The 13,951-nt window shown below is 70.7% G+C and carries 20 protein-coding genes; 16 read left to right on the top strand and 4 right to left on the bottom strand.

The window, feature by feature from the left end:
* The first annotated feature begins 19 nt into the window (after window positions 1-19).
* The 6 genes from ACIQGV_RS25240 (at window position 20) to ACIQGV_RS25265 (ending at window position 2,849) form a co-directional block, all read left to right on the top strand.
* Entirely contained in the window at window positions 20-754 is a 735-nt protein-coding gene (locus ACIQGV_RS25240) for a DUF2993 domain-containing protein (RefSeq protein ID WP_402497733.1), read from the top strand.
* Between the two features lie 200 nt (window positions 755-954).
* On the top strand, window positions 955-1,035 hold the full coding sequence (locus ACIQGV_RS25245; protein WP_350751515.1) for an Ms5788A family Cys-rich leader peptide: 81 nt from the start codon (window positions 955-957) through the stop codon (window positions 1,033-1,035).
* Window positions 1,036-1,170: 135 nt separating this feature from the next.
* Window positions 1,171-2,016, top strand: a complete 846-nt coding sequence (locus ACIQGV_RS25250; RefSeq protein WP_402497735.1) for a sulfurtransferase — start codon at window positions 1,171-1,173, stop codon at window positions 2,014-2,016.
* A 34-nt stretch (window positions 2,017-2,050) separates the two neighbouring features.
* Window positions 2,051-2,338 carry a DUF1416 domain-containing protein gene (locus tag ACIQGV_RS25255; RefSeq protein ID WP_402497738.1) on the top strand — a complete coding sequence of 96 codons (288 nt, stop codon included), beginning with the start codon at window positions 2,051-2,053 and terminating at the stop codon, window positions 2,336-2,338.
* 86 nt (window positions 2,339-2,424) lie between these two features.
* Window positions 2,425-2,685: a DUF3099 domain-containing protein gene (locus ACIQGV_RS25260; RefSeq protein WP_402497741.1), complete on the top strand. Its 261-nt coding sequence runs from the start codon at window positions 2,425-2,427 to the stop codon at window positions 2,683-2,685.
* A complete protein-coding gene (locus ACIQGV_RS25265; protein WP_402497743.1) occupies window positions 2,649-2,849 on the top strand; it encodes a VOC family protein in 201 nt (66 codons plus the stop codon). The genes ACIQGV_RS25260 and ACIQGV_RS25265 overlap by 37 nt, the downstream gene beginning before the upstream one ends.
* Window position 2,850: 1 nt before the next feature.
* Here the strand turns inward: ACIQGV_RS25265 and ACIQGV_RS25270 are convergent, their stop codons facing one another.
* Both ACIQGV_RS25270 and ACIQGV_RS25275 read right to left on the bottom strand, forming a co-directional pair.
* Window positions 2,851-3,213, bottom strand: coding sequence for a DsrE family protein (locus tag ACIQGV_RS25270; RefSeq protein WP_402497745.1), 363 nt, complete (start codon window positions 3,211-3,213; stop codon window positions 2,851-2,853).
* 276 nt (window positions 3,214-3,489) lie between these two features.
* Window positions 3,490-3,855 carry a hypothetical protein gene (locus tag ACIQGV_RS25275; protein WP_402497748.1) on the bottom strand — a complete coding sequence of 122 codons (366 nt, stop codon included), beginning with the start codon at window positions 3,853-3,855 and terminating at the stop codon, window positions 3,490-3,492.
* Between the two features lie 178 nt (window positions 3,856-4,033).
* Here ACIQGV_RS25275 and ACIQGV_RS25280 point away from each other — a divergent pair, with 178 nt between their 5' ends.
* From ACIQGV_RS25280 to ACIQGV_RS25315, 8 genes are all read left to right on the top strand, one after another.
* Complete coding sequence (locus ACIQGV_RS25280) at window positions 4,034-4,876, top strand: helix-turn-helix transcriptional regulator (RefSeq protein WP_402497751.1); 843 nt, start codon at window positions 4,034-4,036, stop codon at window positions 4,874-4,876.
* The gene (locus ACIQGV_RS25285) at window positions 4,858-5,223 is read left to right on the top strand and encodes a DUF397 domain-containing protein (RefSeq protein ID WP_402497752.1); all 366 of its coding nucleotides are present in this window, start codon (window positions 4,858-4,860) and stop codon (window positions 5,221-5,223) included. The genes ACIQGV_RS25280 and ACIQGV_RS25285 overlap by 19 nt, the downstream gene beginning before the upstream one ends.
* 222 nt (window positions 5,224-5,445) lie before the next feature.
* The gene (locus tag ACIQGV_RS25290; RefSeq protein ID WP_402497754.1) at window positions 5,446-6,021 is read left to right on the top strand and encodes an FABP family protein; all 576 of its coding nucleotides are present in this window, start codon (window positions 5,446-5,448) and stop codon (window positions 6,019-6,021) included.
* Between the two features lie 339 nt (window positions 6,022-6,360).
* Entirely contained in the window at window positions 6,361-7,029 is a 669-nt protein-coding gene (locus ACIQGV_RS25295; RefSeq protein WP_402497756.1) for a hypothetical protein, read from the top strand.
* Between the two features lie 14 nt (window positions 7,030-7,043).
* Window positions 7,044-8,690, top strand: a complete 1,647-nt coding sequence (locus ACIQGV_RS25300) for an N-6 DNA methylase (protein ID WP_402497759.1) — start codon at window positions 7,044-7,046, stop codon at window positions 8,688-8,690.
* Between the two features lie 17 nt (window positions 8,691-8,707).
* The gene (locus ACIQGV_RS25305) at window positions 8,708-9,361 is read left to right on the top strand and encodes a restriction endonuclease subunit S (protein ID WP_402497761.1); all 654 of its coding nucleotides are present in this window, start codon (window positions 8,708-8,710) and stop codon (window positions 9,359-9,361) included.
* 10 nt (window positions 9,362-9,371) lie between these two features.
* Window positions 9,372-9,809: a Fur family transcriptional regulator gene (locus tag ACIQGV_RS25310; RefSeq protein ID WP_402497763.1), complete on the top strand. Its 438-nt coding sequence runs from the start codon at window positions 9,372-9,374 to the stop codon at window positions 9,807-9,809.
* A gap of 10 nt (window positions 9,810-9,819) precedes the next feature.
* Window positions 9,820-10,785 (top strand): YgfZ/GcvT domain-containing protein, encoded by a 966-nt coding sequence (locus ACIQGV_RS25315; protein WP_402497765.1) that lies wholly within the window; start codon window positions 9,820-9,822, stop codon window positions 10,783-10,785.
* Between the two features lie 49 nt (window positions 10,786-10,834).
* Here ACIQGV_RS25315 and dtd read toward each other — a convergent pair whose 3' ends face one another.
* Window positions 10,835-11,260 carry a D-aminoacyl-tRNA deacylase gene (dtd, locus tag ACIQGV_RS25320; protein ID WP_402497767.1) on the bottom strand — a complete coding sequence of 142 codons (426 nt, stop codon included), beginning with the start codon at window positions 11,258-11,260 and terminating at the stop codon, window positions 10,835-10,837.
* 156 nt (window positions 11,261-11,416) lie between these two features.
* On the opposite strand from dtd, the gene ACIQGV_RS25325 reads away from it, so the two are divergent.
* Complete coding sequence (locus tag ACIQGV_RS25325; RefSeq protein ID WP_402497769.1) at window positions 11,417-12,013, top strand: hypothetical protein; 597 nt, start codon at window positions 11,417-11,419, stop codon at window positions 12,011-12,013.
* 70 nt (window positions 12,014-12,083) lie between these two features.
* Window positions 12,084-13,334 carry a GNAT family N-acetyltransferase gene (locus ACIQGV_RS25330; RefSeq protein WP_402497771.1) on the top strand — a complete coding sequence of 417 codons (1,251 nt, stop codon included), beginning with the start codon at window positions 12,084-12,086 and terminating at the stop codon, window positions 13,332-13,334.
* Between the two features lie 322 nt (window positions 13,335-13,656).
* Here ACIQGV_RS25330 and ACIQGV_RS25335 read toward each other — a convergent pair whose 3' ends face one another.
* Window positions 13,657-13,845, bottom strand: a complete 189-nt coding sequence (locus ACIQGV_RS25335; RefSeq protein WP_402497774.1) for a hypothetical protein — start codon at window positions 13,843-13,845, stop codon at window positions 13,657-13,659.
* Between the last annotated feature and the right edge of the window lie 106 nt (window positions 13,846-13,951).

The following is a 13,951-nucleotide window of genomic DNA, read 5'->3' on the forward strand; positions in this document are numbered from 1 at the left end:
TACGCCGAGGTGGGGGAACATGCGAGCGCTGCGAATAATCCTGATCGTCGCCGTGGTGCTGGGCGGCGTCTTCGTCGTCGCGGACCGCCTCGCCGTGAACTTCGCCGAGGACGAGGCCGCCGACAGGCTGCGGACCACGGAGGGCCTCGCCCGGACGCCGGACGTGTCCATCAAGGGCTTTCCGTTCCTGACGCAGATGGCCGGCGGCGAACTCGACGACGTCGAGGTCGGCATGGCGGACTACGAGGCGGACACCGGCGACGGCAAGCAGATCCGCATCGACGACCTCCGGGCGAACATGAAGGGCGTCCGGTTCTCCGGCGACTACAGCTCCGCCACCGCGGCCTCCGCCACCGGCGTCGCCACCATCTCCTACGACGAGCTGCTCAAGACCGCCAAGTCCGGGCCCACCCAGGTCGCGCCCGGTGTCACGGCCGAGGTCGTGGGCCTGTCCGACGGCGGCAACGGCAAGATCAAGGTCGCGGTCGAGGCGTCGGTCCTCGGCGCGAAGCTGCCCCGCCCGGTCGATGTGCTCAGCACCGTCACCGTCGAGGGCGACACCGTCCGGGTCAAGGCCGACGCGCTGCCCGAGCTGGGCGGCGTGACCATCGCGGAGGACAAGGTCCGCGAGATCACCGACTTCGACCAGGCGATCGAGCAGCTGCCCGGCGGGATCGAGCTGGACAAGGTGGAGGCCGCCGAGAACGGCGTCGAGATCTCCGTGAAGGGTTCGGACGTCCGGCTGGTCGGGTAGGTCCGGGGAGGCGTGAGCGGCCGACTGTCCGAAAGGCGAGACAGCCTGGTCCGCACCGCAGATGCCGGGGCCCTGCGACGGCTCCGGAACCCGTGCGGGGACAGCCTTCCGGCACTCGCGGTCCCGCGATGCGGACGATCGTGTCTCAACATGCGACACGCCGGTGACACGCCCCGCTGTCCGTCCCTACGATCGAGCACATGAAGCGACAGGCGGACCTCACGAAGCGGCGGGCAGTAGACCTGTGCCGCGTCGCCGCCATGCTCTGTCGCCCCTTCTGAGCGGCCCGGCAGCGAAGCCGGCCGCATTCTCCAGCCGCCCTGCTCCCAGGGCACCTGCGCGCTCTGCCGCATGCCCGGCCGCGCACCCATTCTTCACGCACACCCCCGCCGCAACTGCCCCGGAGGAGAACGAGCATGAGCCGCACCGACGTCCTGGTCGACGCCGACTGGCTTCAGGAGAACCTGGACAACCCGGCGATCGCCATCGTCGAGGTCGACGAGGACACCTCGGCCTACGAGAAGAACCACATCAAGAACGCCATCCGGATCGACTGGACCAAGGACCTCCAGGACCCGGTCCGCCGTGACTTCGTCGACCAGGAGGGCTTCGAGAAGCTCCTGTCGGAGAAGGGCATCTCCAACGACCACACGGTCGTCCTCTACGGCGGCAACAACAACTGGTTCGCCTCGTACGCCTACTGGTACTTCAAGCTCTACGGCCACGAGAACGTCAAGCTTCTCGACGGCGGCCGCAAGAAGTGGGAGCTGGACGCCCGCGAGCTGGTCGACGGCACCGACGTGCCCGCCCGCCCGGCGACCGAGTACAAGGCCAAGGCCCAGGACGCCTCGATCCGTGCCTTCCGCGACGACGTCGTGGCGGCGATCGGCAGCCAGAACCTGGTGGACGTCCGGTCCCCCGACGAGTTCTCCGGCAAGCTGCTCGCCCCGGCGCACCTGCCGCAGGAGCAGTCGCAGCGTCCGGGCCACGTGCCGAGCGCCCGCAACATCCCGTGGTCGAAGAACGCCAACGACGACGGCACCTTCAAGTCGGACGACGACCTCAAGGCCCTCTACGAGGACGAGCAGGTCGACCTGGCGAAGGACACCATCGCCTACTGCCGCATCGGTGAGCGCTCCGCGCTGACCTGGTTCGTGCTGCACGAGCTGCTCGGCGTGCAGAACGTCAAGAACTACGACGGCTCCTGGACCGAGTACGGCTCCCTCGTGGGCGTGCCGATCGAGCTCGGCGCCAACAAGTAAGACCCAACCGACCTTTCCCAGCTAGGAGTTGCACATGTGCGGAGCGAAGGCCGGCGGCCCCGACGCCTCGACGATCAAGCCCGGTGAGACCACCATCCAGGGCCAGGTGACCCGCGACGGCGAGCCGGTGCAGGGCTACGTGCGCCTGCTCGACTCGACCGGCGAGTTCACCGCGGAGGTCCCCACCTCCGCCACGGGCCAGTTCCGGTTCTACGCGGCCGAGGGCACCTGGACCGTTCGCGCGCTGATCCCCGGCGGCACCGCGGACCGCACGGTCGTCGCCCAGCAGGGCGGCCTCGCCGAGGTCGCGATCGCCGTCTGACGGCACGAAGACGTCGTAGGGCCGCAGCTCCCGGGTTGGACACCTGAGCGGCGGCCCTTCGGCATGCCCGGATCTACTCTGGACATGTGTACGCGCGGCGACGGCACCTGTACTTCGTGATGATGGGCACCTGCCTGGTGCTCTTCGTCCTGGCCTGGGCCGTCGTACGCCTGTGGTCCGTGCCGGTCGCCGTGGGGATGTGCGTGGTGGCCATGGTGATCCCGCCCGTCGCCGCGATGGTCGCGAACCGGCGGGGGCCCGAGGACCGCTGGTGGGACGACCCCTCCGGGGACCCTCAGTCCGACGAGTGGTGGGACGAGCTCGACGGCAGGAAGCGGCCGCGGTAGGAAGGCGGACGCTGCACCTCGACGTCGGGGCCGACGACCTGGCGGCCGGGACCGCGCGGGCGCCGGCGGAGGGGGCCACGCTCGCGGAGCACCAGCCCCAGGACGACGTACGGGTGCCTCCCGATCCGTCGGGGCACCCGTTCTGTCTGTGGACCGAGGCGTAGGTCAGTACACGAGTGCCTGGGTGTCGTCCGCCAGCGACTCCTGCACGAACACTTGCGCCCCCGCGATCCGGACGCCCTCGATGACGTCCTTCTCCGTGATGTCCCGGCGGGCCGCGCACTGCGTGCACAGGGTGACGCGTCCGCCCGCCAGGATCGACTCGATCAGGTCCGGCAGCGGCGCGGCGTGCGGCAGTTCGAACTCCGCCGCCCGGCCCGGCAGCGCGAACCACGCCGACTCGCCGGTCAGCCACAGCGACACGTCCACGCCGCTCGCCACGGCGACCGCCGCGACCGTGAACGCCTGCGAGCACCGCTCGGGCGCGTCCGCGCCCGCCGTCACCTTGATCACCAGGTTCTTCGCCATGCGCGCAGCGTAATGCGTCCGTCTACTCGAACAGGCGCAGGCCGGAGGCCACCAGCAGGCACGCGACGCTCGCCGCCGTGAGCAGGCCGCTCCACAGGGCGTCGTCGTGCCGGTGCCTGTGCCGCCGACGCCTTCGGCGGGTCCGTGGGGGAGGGCCGGCCTCCGTGGGCGGTGGCGGTGGTGGGAGGGGCGCGGGCGGCAGAGCGTACCTGGGGACCGGCTCCTGGACGATGTGCCCTCGGGGCCCGCCCCGCGCGTCGCGCGCGCCCGGCCCGGTCATCGGTGGTCCTGGCGCTGGTGCTGGCGCAGCAGGACGTTCGCGTCCGTCTCCGCGCTGTGGTCGTACGCCGCCCGAGCGATCCGCCGCAGCGCGGTCAGCTCCTCGCAGGCCGGGCAGCCGGGCTCGGGCCGGGGCGGGCTGTGGGCGGGGTCCGGGCCGGGCGGCGCGGTCGCCGACCTGTTGGCCGCCCGTACGCGCGCGCTGAGCCGCTCCCGGTCCGTGGCCGGCCGCAGGGCCGCCGGGTCGGCCTCCCATTCGCGGCCCCCGCCGACGGGTCGCAGCAGGGCGTGCGGGCCTTGGCGGTCCTGGTACTCGCCGATCTTGCCGGTGGCGGGGTCGTAGAGGAGCGTTCCGGGTTCCATGGGCCTCCTTTTTGCGGAACTTTCTTACGGAATGCGACGGTTGAACTACTCTGAGTGCATTCCTGGGTGCTACGAGGATGGCCCAGGGCGGGGGCCGATGTGGCGTTGACGGGCGTTACTTCCACAACGGGCGGCCTTAATTCAACAAATTCAACGGCGCAGGGGACGGAGGGGCGAGATGCCGCCGAGGCGGGCGATCACGGGCCGGAGCCAGGAACCGAGGCTGCGGTTCGCGGAGGAATTGCGGTCGCTGCGGGCTGAGAGGGGCTTGAGCCTGCGCGAGTTGGCGGACGTGGCCGGCTGGGACTCGTCGACCTTCAGCAAGCTGGAGAACGGGCACACGCTGGGCGGCCCCGAGATCGCCCAGGCGCTCGACCAGTACTACGGGACCCCGGGACTGCTGCTGACCCTGTGGGAGCTGGCGATGGCCGACCCGACGCAGTTCAAGGAGCAGTACCGGCGGTACATGGTGCTGGAAGCGGAGGCGATCAGCCTGTGGCACTACGGAGTGAGCAGGCCACCTGGCCTGCTTCAGACGGCCGCGTACGTGCGTGAGGCGCTCGCGGCGGGCGGCCTCCGGGGCCGAGAGCTGGAACAGCAGGTCGATGCGCGACTGGGACGACGAGTGCTGCTGGAGTCGGACGAGCCCCCGCCCTTCCGCGTGATCCTCTCCGAGGCAGTACTGCGCAACTCGCTGCGCAGTCCGGGCGACTGGCGAGAGCAACTGGGGTATCTGGCGCAGATGTCGGAGCGGCCGAGCATCACCCTGCACGTGCTGCCATTTGGCACCGGGCTCCACGGCTTGGCGAGCACCGACGTGATGTTCCTGCGCCTGCTGGATGGCAGAACGGTTGCTTACGCGGAGAACGATGTGTGGGGTGAACTGGTCGAGGAAACAGGCAGGGTGGAGCGCCTGTACCGCACCTATGATGCGGTACGAGACCTGGCGTTGAGCCCCGCCGAGTCGCGGAAGTTCATCCTGCGGATGTTGGAGGGAATGCCGTGCGAGCCATCGACCTGAGCGGCGTGACGTGGCGGAAGAGCAGCTACAGCAACTCGGACGGCGGCCAGTGCGTCGAAGTCTCCGACGACCTCCTCCGCACCGCCGCGTGGCGCAAGAGCAGCCACAGCAACCCGGACGGCGGCGCATGCATCGAAGTCTCCGACGACCTCCTCCGCACCGCCGCGTGGCGCAAGAGCAGCCACAGCAACACGAGCGGCGGCGACTGCCTCGAAGTCTCCGACAGCCTCCCCCCGCTCGTCCCCGTCCGGGACAGCAAGGACACCGCCCGCACCCCTCTCGTCTTCACGGCCGAGGCATGGTCGGCCTTCGTCGGCGGGGTGAAGCGGACCGGCCTGGACGGCTGACGTTCGGTGGGCGCACCTCACAGAGAGGGCCGGGCCCCGGCCGCGTAAGCTGGGGCCCGGTCGTGTGCACCGAAACCCTCCGCTCACCAAGGAGCACCCTGTGATCCTCTTCTTCGAAATCCTGCTGGGCCTGGTCTGTGTCGCTGTGGCGGCCTTCGCCGCTCTGTCGGTGAAGAAGCTGTACCAGGGCCAGCGCTGAACCACGTCTAGGAACTACCGCTGATGATCGAGATTCCGTCGGACCTCCACAAGGACCTCGTCCCCCTCGCGTTCCTGCTCGGCAAGTGGGCCGGCGCGGGTGTGCACGACTTCCCCGGTTCCGAGAAGTGCAACTTCGGGCAGGAGGTCTCCTTCACCCACGACGGACGCGACTTCCTGGAGTACCGCTCGCACACGTGGGTGCTGGACAAGGACGGCAACAAGGTCCGCCCCCTGGAGTCCGAGACCGGTTACTGGCGCATCGACGCCGGCCGCAAGGTCGAGGTCACGATGACCCGCGACGACGGCGTCGTCGAGATCTGGTACGGCGAGCTGGCCGACAAGAAGCCGCAGATCGACCTGGTCACGGACGCGGTCGCGCGCACGGCGGCCTCCCGCCCCTACTCCGGCGGCAAGCGCCTGTACGGCTACGTCAAGAGCGACCTGATGTGGGTCGGCGAGAAGCAGACCCCCGAGGTCGAGCTGCGCCCCTACATGTCGGCCCAGCTCAAGAAGACTGTCACTCCCGAGGAGGTCGAGCGCTGGGCGAAGGCCCTGCCGGACGACCTTCCGGACGACGGGATCGCCTTCTTCAAGTAGGCCCCGCTTTCGGCCGTCGCGCTCGGTGAAGCCGCTGTCGCGATGGCGGCACACCACTGACTTACTCAGGGCCTCGCGCTGTTCGCGGGGCCCTGTTTTCCGCGCTGCAGGGGGTTAACAGTTCGAATCGCATGGCAATGCGGTTGCTTCGCGCCGCAAGGTGGGGCTAGTGTCGTGCATGGCGTCGCGGGGCTTGGCCGTGAATGCACGGAACCCCGGTCGCAACACGTCTGCGACCGGGGTTCCCAAAGCCGTGTCCCGAGCGGCATGCAAGGCAGAGGCGGACCCAGGACGTACGCCGACCACTCTAGCAGAACGCGTCTCAAGCAGGGGGAATTGATGGCCGATGATCTGCCCGAGTGGCTGGCAAAGGCGTTGTCGAAGCCGCGTATGGCCACCTACCTCGCAGCGGCAGGTGGCGACGCCGCGGCGGCGGTGCGTCTGTACTGGTGGAACGTGTCGGTGTCCGCGGCGCTCTACGGACCTCTGCACTGCCTGGAGGTCACGCTGCGGAACGCCTTGCACGACGAACTCGTCAGACACCACGGCCGTCCGGACTGGTGGGAATGCGCGCCCCTCAACGTCAACGGCCTCAGGCTGGTCGGCGACGCGCGCGCGAAGTGCGAGCGGAACGTGTCCGTTCCCGCCCCGGTGGACGGCATCGTCGCCGAGCTGTCCTTCGGTTTCTGGATCTCCCTGGTGAGCGGTGCGCGCGGCTATGACCGAGGCTTCTGGGTGCCCGCGACGCACAAGGCGTTCCCCCATTACCGGGGGCGCCGCGCCGACCTGCACGACGGCCTTCTGTCGCTGGTCCGCTTCCGCAACCGGATCATGCACCACGAGCCGGTCTTCCACCGGCACCTCGCGGCGGACCATGCCAAGATCTATCGCGTGCTCGGCTACCTCAACCCCACACTCGCCAAGGAAGCGCAGGCCATGGACCGGTTCCCGGCCGTGCTCGCGGGACGGGGACAGGCCCTCAGCGGCACCAGGCCGGCTCACTTCTGAACCCGGGAGACAGCGTGACCGACATCGCCCCCCGGCCGGGCGACGGCCGTGGCGAGTTCGCGGGTGTCCTCGTCTCCCGGCCCGACATCGCCCGCCTCGCCGGGGTCAAGCGCCCCGCCGTCAGCAACTGGGAGCGACGGCACACCGACTACCCTTCGCCGGTCCCCGTGGCGGACGAGGAGGGGCCTGGTGCGGAACCCGGGCGATTCCGCGCGGACGAGGTGCTGACCTGGCTGTCCACCAGAGCCGTACCGTCGAACGCACTGAGGCCGGGTGAGCCCGCAGGCACCACCTACGGCGACCGCTTCCGGGCGGCGCTGGCCGGAACCTCGTCCGGAGGCATGCTCAAGGCAGTGGCCAGGCTCGCCGGACCGGAGGCGGAGCGGGTCCGCGGACCGATGTCGCTCGCCGACTACCTGGAGTGGCTGCTGTATCTCGTCTTCGTGGCTGTCCAGGAGCCCCACGGCTGGAAGTCCGCCGTGGACAATCTCCTTGTCATGGAAGGGCAGATCGAGCCACCGGAGAAGATCTTCCCCCGTCGGCTGATGGCTGAGATCGGGGAAGTCCTCGACCGCAGCCTCCCGGTCCCCGCGCACGAGAGTCTTCAGGCATTCGACCACGTCCTGACCACGCTCCTCGACGCCGACGCCCGCGAAGGGGGTGAGTACCGGACTCCCCGCTCCGTCAGCCGCGTCATGGCCGGAACCCTGGCCGCCGTACAGCCCGCCGCCCCGGAGCCGCACGATCCCTACTGCCGCGCGGGTGAGCTGCTGGTCGCCTACCGGGACGCGGTCACCGAGCGGGGTGGCTCGACGGGGCCGGGCGGCAGCGGACGCGCCCGCCAGGAGCGTGCGCTGCGTCTCGCGCGTATGAACCTGCGGATGCACGGAGCGCTCGGCGCCCGGCTGCAGAGCGGGCCGGCCGTTCCCGCCCTCGGTCCGGGAGATCCCGCAGCCGCTTTCGACCTGGTGATCACCAACCCCCCCTTCGGCACCCGAGTCCCCAGCGATGTACCCGAGCCGCCGTACTGGAAATATGGTCCGGCTCGCCGTTCCGAGTTCGACTGGCTCCAGTACGTGGTGTCGCGGCTGGCTCCCGGTGGCCGGGCCGCGGTGCTCATGCCCGCCGCCGCCGCCTTCACCGGGGGAGCCGCTCAGCTGATCCGGAGCGGACTGGTGGAGGCCGGGGTCGTCGAGTGCGTGATCGCCCTGCCCGCAGGGCTCTTCGCGCTCACCGCGGTCAAGACGCAGATCTGGCTGCTCCGCGCTCCCGGCACCCCTCAGGCACGGGGCCGCGACGTGCTCTTCGTCGACGGGGGAGCTCTTGGCCACAGTGTCACCCGCACTCAGAGGGCCCTGTCCGACGACGAGATCGCGCTGCTGGTACGGGAGTACGAGGCATGGAACCGGGCTGCGGAGCGCGAGAGCGTCTACGGCGGGACACCCGGGCTGAGCCGGGCTGTGCCGACCGAGGTGATCAGCGAGCACGGCCACCGGCTGGAGCCCCATCTCTACGTCCGCGATCTCGCGCCCGGCCCAGTCGGCACCGGCGAGACGCGGGCGCGCCTGGACCGTCTGGCCGCAGAGATCGAAACGCTCCGCGGCCGGGTCGAGACGGCCGACGCGGAGGCGGTACGACGCCTGAGGAGGTACGGGTTGTGAGGAGGACCGAGCAACCGATGCCGTCCCACGACTGGCCGCGCCTGCCCCTGAAAGAGATCTGCGCGTCGATGCAGACCGGCCCAGGGGGCGGACGGTCAACGGACCAGGAGCGTACAGCGGCGGACGGCGGCGTGCCCGTGGTGCTCCCGCGTGACCTGCTCGGGCAGCGGATCGTGCCCGGTGAGCCCGCTTCGGTGCCCGCCGTGAGCCAGGACCGGGCGCGGACCCTGCCGAAATACCTGCTGGCCGAGGGCGACATCCTCGTCACCCGCACGGGAAGCGTCGGCCGTTCGGCTCTCGTGACCCGGGAACAGGCAGGCTGGCTGTTCCACCCCAACCTGATCAGACTCCGTCTGCCGTCGGAGGGGCCGGTGCTCGCGCCCTATCTGGCCGCGTGTCTGAGCGCGGCGACCGCGCAGGACTGGATCCGCGCGCGCGCGGTCGCCGCCGTCATCCCCTCGATCAGCATGCGGACGCTCGGTGAACTGCCCGTGCCCGTACCGCCGGTCGGGGAACAGCGCGCGATCGGCGCCACCCTCGCCGCGCTGGACGATCAGATCCGGGCGTATACCGACCTGGTCCGGGCGACGAGCGAATTCCGCGACACGCTTGCTGTGGCGCTGCTCGACGGAATCCTCACCCCCGACGGGGAAGTGCCCCGGTCGTCCTAGACTCGAGGGTGTGGTGAGCACCGACTGGAAGAGCGACCTCAGGCAGCGCGGCTACCGACTGACGCCGCAGCGCCAGCTTGTCCTCGAAGCTGTGGACACCCTGGAGCACGCGACCCCCGACGACATCCTCGCGGAAGTGAGGAGGACGGCGTCGGGGGTCAACATTTCCACCGTCTACCGGACGCTGGAACTACTGGAGGAGCTGGGACTCGTCTCGCACGCCCATCTGGGGCACGGGGCGCCCACCTACCACCTGGCCGACCGGCACCATCACATCCATCTCGTCTGCCGGGACTGCACCAACGTCATCGAGGCCGATCTCTCCGTGGCCGCCGACTTCACGGCCAAGCTGCGCGAGGAGTTCGGCTTCGACACCGACATGAAGCACTTCGCCATCTTCGGCCGCTGCAAGGACTGCTCCCTGAAGAGTTCAACTACCGAGTCGTAGGCTTGAGCGCATGAAGAGCCCCCTGCTGTCCCTGCCCGGCGCCGTTCCCGCCGAGGGAGCGGACGAAGGCGTCGCCGCCCACTACGGCGACCTGTTCCGCGAGCAGCGCGCCCTCGCCGACGGCGCCGGTTTCGTGGACCTTTCCCACCGCGGTGTCGTCACGGTCTCCGGCGACGACCGGCTGAGCTGGCTGCATCTGCTGCTCACCCAGCACATGAGCGAACTGCCGGCCGGTGAGGCGACCGAGGCGCTGATCCTCTCCGCGAACGGCCACATCGAACACGCGCTCTACCTCGTCGACGACGGCGCGACCGTCTGGGCCCATGTCGAGCCCGGTACCCAGGAGACGCTGATCGCGTACCTGGAGTCGATGAAGTTCTTCTACCGGGTGGAGGTGGCCGACCGGACCGCCGACTTCGCCGTCGTCCACGTCCCCGCCGGCTCCATCGCCCCGGTCCCGGACGGGGCCGTGGTCCGGGAGACGGCGTACGGGCGGGATCTGTTCCTGCCGCGCGCGGAGCTGGAGGCGTACGCCGGGAAGGCCGGCCCGGCCGCCGGGATCCTCGCCCACGAGGCGCTGCGGGTGGAGCACCACCGGCCGCGGCTCGGTTTCGAGACCGACCACCGGACCATCCCGCACGAGCTGGGCTGGATCGGCTCGGCCGTCCACCTCCAGAAGGGCTGCTACCGCGGGCAGGAGACCGTCGCCCGGGTGCAGAACCTCGGCAAGCCGCCCCGCCGGCTCGTCTTTCTCCACCTCGACGGCAGCGAGGTCCGTCTCCCGGTCCCCGGGACCGAGATCCGCCTCGCGGACGACGGGCCGGACGGCCGCAGGATCGGCTTCGTGACGTCGTCCGCACGCCACCACGAGCTGGGGCCGGTCGCGCTGGCGCTGGTCAAGCGGAACGTGCCGGTGGACGCGCGCCTGGTCGCGGGGGACACCGCGGCCGCCCAGGAAGTCGTCGTAGAGCCCTAGGGACTCCCGGCTGTCCCCGGGGGCCCGACAGCCCCTGGGTTCCGCGGCCCTAGATCTCCAGCAGTACGGTGAACGGGCCGTCGTTCGTCAGGGACATCCGCATCGCGGCGCCGAAGCGGCCCGTCGCCACCGTCGCGCCCAGGGCGCGGAGCTGGGACACGACCTCCTCGACGAGGGGCTCGGCGACCTCGCCCGGGGCCGCCGCGTTCCAGGTGGGGCGGCGGCCCTTGCGGGCGTCCCCGTAGAGGGTGAACTGGCTGACGACCAGCAGCGGGGCGTCGATGTCGCTGCACGACCGCTCGTCGCGCAGCATGCGGACCGACCAGAGTTTGCGGGCCAGCTGGGCCGCCTTCTCCTTCGTGTCCTCGTGCGTGACCCCCACCAGGACGCACAGGCCCTCGCCGGTGATCTCCCCGACGGTCTCGCCGTCCACGACGACGCTCGCGCCGTCCACCCTCTGCACCACTGCACGCATGCGGACCATCATGCCGTGCGGCCGGCCGTGGCCGAGCCGGGCCTTCCATTTCGATCCTCAAGGGCCATCTAGGGCCGTTCGGGGGCACTCGGTCACATAGCGGCCACGTGGGGTGGCACGATGCTTCCCACACGCCGGTCGAGGGGACGGTAGAGGATGAGCACACCGAGTACCGGGCAGCTGGGCGCGACCACCCAGCTCCCGCCCGCGCAGCGGACGGAGAGCCCGGCGGGCACCGCACTCCCCGGGGAGGCTCCCGTGCCGGATCCGGGCCTGCTGAGCCTGTCCGAGCTGCGCACGCTGCGGCGGGACGCGCAGCGCGACGAGGCCGACCTCAGCTATGTGCGGCGGCTGCTCCAGGGACGGATCGACATCCTGCGTGCGGAGCAGGCGCGGCGCGGCGCGGTCCTGCCCGCGCAGCCGGGCGAGGTGTCCGTCATGGCACGCCTGTCGGAGATCCTCACCGACGGGCCCGCCCGGCACCGGTCCTCGGCACGGCACGTCACGGTCGGTACGCCGCACGGCGAGGAGTACCGGCGGCTGGCCGCCGAGATGCTCGCCGAGGTCGAGCTGTCCGACCTGGGCGCGCGGACCGACCGGGAGCTCAACGCCGCGATGGGACGGCTCGTCCGGTACGAGCAGGAGGTGTCCCGGCGCCGGGCCGGGCTCCAGGGGACGACCGACGCGTGCAGCGCGGAGATCGCGCGCCGCTACCGGGAGGGCGAGGCCCAGGTGGACGACCTGCTGGTCTGACGTCCGCGCGCGGACGCCCGGGGCGGGAAATGCGCGCGACACGGCTTGGGCGGGCACCTACCGTGGCGGCATGACCGACCCTGCCGACATCGTCGTCCGCCCCGTCACCGAGGCCGAGGTCCCCGACTGGTCCCGGGCGCTGAACACGGGGTTCCTGCGCACCCCGGCCGTCTCGGACGCGGAGGCCGCCGACCGGGCCTCCTCCGTGGACCTGTCCCGGACGCTGGGCGCGTTCGACGCCGGGCGCTGTGTGGCGACCTTCCGTTCCTTCGCCCAGGAGCTCACGGCCGTCGGCGGGGCGGTCGTCCCGGCGGACGCGGTGACCAATGTGACGGTGACGCCGACGCACCGGCGGCGCGGACTGCTCAGCCGGATGATGGCCGTGGATCTGGCGGCCGCGAAGGAGCGCGGGGACGTGGTGGCGACGCTGATCGCGGCCGAGTACCCGATCTACGGGCGGTTCGGGTTCGGGCCGGCGACCTGGGCGGCCGAGTGGACGGTCGATGTCGCCCGGACCGGGCTGGACCGGCGCTGGTCGGGGCCGGCCGAGGGCCGGGTCGACCTCGTGGACCCGCAGGACGTGCGCGGGCTGGGGCCGGAGCTGTACGAGCGGGTGCGGCGGGCGCAGCCCGGAGCGGTCGACCGCAGCGAGCGGTGGTGGCAGGTCGCCACCGGCGCGCTGCGGCTGGAGCGTTCTCCGTGGAGCGAGCCGTTCTTCGCGGTGTACCGGTCCGGGGACGGCGGGGTCGAGGGGCTGGTGTCGTACCGGTCGGACGACAACTGGCAGGTCAAGCAGCCGCACAACACCGCGAGCGTGGACTGGATGGTGGCGGCGACCCCGGCCGCGGAGCGGGCGCTGTGGCACTACCTGTGCTCGATCGACTGGATCACCCGGGTGAAGTCGGGCTGGCGGGCCCCGGACGACCTGCTGCCGCTGCTGCTGCCGGATCCGCGCGCGGCCCGGCTCACCACCCAGTCGGACTGGCTGTGGGTGCGGGTCCTGGACGTCGTACGGGCGCTGGAGGCGCGGACGTACGGGGGCGCGGGCGCGCTGGTGCTGGAAGTGGCCGACGAGGCGGGCCCGGCCGCCGGGCGGTATCTGCTGGAGGCGTCGGCCGAGGGCGCGTCCTGTGCGCCGACCACGCGGGACGCCGATCTGGTGCTCGGCGCCGGTGAGCTGGGCGCGCTGTGGCTGGGCGACGAGTCGGCGGTGCGGCTCGCGGCGCTGGGGCGGGTCCGGGAACAGCGGGCGGGCGCCGCCCGGCTGGCCGACGCCCTGCTGCGGACGTCCAGGCGGCCGTGGTGCCCGGACGTGTTCTGACGGGTGCTCCTTCCGGCCGGTGACGGTGCTGGTGTGCTCTTCGGTTGTGGCTGTGCCGCTCATCCGTAGCGAGCTGTTCGGTTGTGGCTGTGCTGTTCGGTTGTGGCTGTGCTGATCCGTGCGCAGGTCTTCAGTTGTGGCTGTACGTCTGCGTCCGCCGAGCTCTCGGCTCCCCTCCGGAGGGGAGCTCGGCGGGGGCCAACCCCCCGAGAAGTTTGACCAGGTCACCTGAGTTGGCGACCAACTTCACTGTTCTTATGTCCACTTGGAGCCGACTTCTAACCACCCGCGCATGAACTGGCCCAAGATGGCGGGAAGTTGCTCAGAGGGCGGGAGCGGTCACCAGGAGGGCGAGCACGACCGCGCCGAGGGAGCTGACGGCGGGGCTCCTCGCCTTGATGCCGATGGTGAGCAGGAGCAGTCCGACGATGCCGGTGGGGCCGTACTTCCACTGGACGAGCTGCTCGATGCCGAGGACGAGGGCCGCGGAGAGGAGGGCGAGGACGGGCACGGTGGTTCCCCCTTCGGGCAGGAGGTAAAGCTTCCGCCAACTTGGCGAAGTTGGTGACCAACTCTGATTAGGTTGTCCCCACTTGGTCGATACTCATAAACAACTT

This window comes from Streptomyces sp. NPDC093094 (assembly GCF_044754345.1).
Taxonomy (GTDB): domain Bacteria; phylum Actinomycetota; class Actinomycetes; order Streptomycetales; family Streptomycetaceae; genus Streptomyces.

What these genes read in the sequence shown, in the direction of transcription:
- ACIQGV_RS25240 (WP_402497733.1), top strand. Translation starts at nt 20, where the DNA reads ATGCGAGCGCTGCGAATAATCCTGATCGTCGCCGTGGTGCTGGGCGGC.
- ACIQGV_RS25245 (WP_350751515.1), top strand. Translation starts at nt 955, where the DNA reads ATGAAGCGACAGGCGGACCTCACGAAGCGGCGGGCAGTAGACCTGTGC.
- ACIQGV_RS25250 (WP_402497735.1), top strand. Translation starts at nt 1,171, where the DNA reads ATGAGCCGCACCGACGTCCTGGTCGACGCCGACTGGCTTCAGGAGAAC.
- ACIQGV_RS25255 (WP_402497738.1), top strand. Translation starts at nt 2,051, where the DNA reads ATGTGCGGAGCGAAGGCCGGCGGCCCCGACGCCTCGACGATCAAGCCC.
- ACIQGV_RS25270 (WP_402497745.1), bottom strand. Translation starts at nt 3,213, where the DNA reads ATGGCGAAGAACCTGGTGATCAAGGTGACGGCGGGCGCGGACGCGCCC.
- ACIQGV_RS25275 (WP_402497748.1), bottom strand. Translation starts at nt 3,855, where the DNA reads ATGGAACCCGGAACGCTCCTCTACGACCCCGCCACCGGCAAGATCGGC.
- ACIQGV_RS25280 (WP_402497751.1), top strand. Translation starts at nt 4,034, where the DNA reads ATGCCGCCGAGGCGGGCGATCACGGGCCGGAGCCAGGAACCGAGGCTG.
- ACIQGV_RS25290 (WP_402497754.1), top strand. Translation starts at nt 5,446, where the DNA reads ATGATCGAGATTCCGTCGGACCTCCACAAGGACCTCGTCCCCCTCGCG.
- ACIQGV_RS25295 (WP_402497756.1), top strand. Translation starts at nt 6,361, where the DNA reads ATGGCCGATGATCTGCCCGAGTGGCTGGCAAAGGCGTTGTCGAAGCCG.
- ACIQGV_RS25305 (WP_402497761.1), top strand. Translation starts at nt 8,708, where the DNA reads ATGCCGTCCCACGACTGGCCGCGCCTGCCCCTGAAAGAGATCTGCGCG.
- ACIQGV_RS25315 (WP_402497765.1), top strand. Translation starts at nt 9,820, where the DNA reads ATGAAGAGCCCCCTGCTGTCCCTGCCCGGCGCCGTTCCCGCCGAGGGA.
- dtd (WP_402497767.1), bottom strand. Translation starts at nt 11,260, where the DNA reads ATGCGTGCAGTGGTGCAGAGGGTGGACGGCGCGAGCGTCGTCGTGGAC.
- ACIQGV_RS25325 (WP_402497769.1), top strand. Translation starts at nt 11,417, where the DNA reads ATGAGCACACCGAGTACCGGGCAGCTGGGCGCGACCACCCAGCTCCCG.
- ACIQGV_RS25330 (WP_402497771.1), top strand. Translation starts at nt 12,084, where the DNA reads ATGACCGACCCTGCCGACATCGTCGTCCGCCCCGTCACCGAGGCCGAG.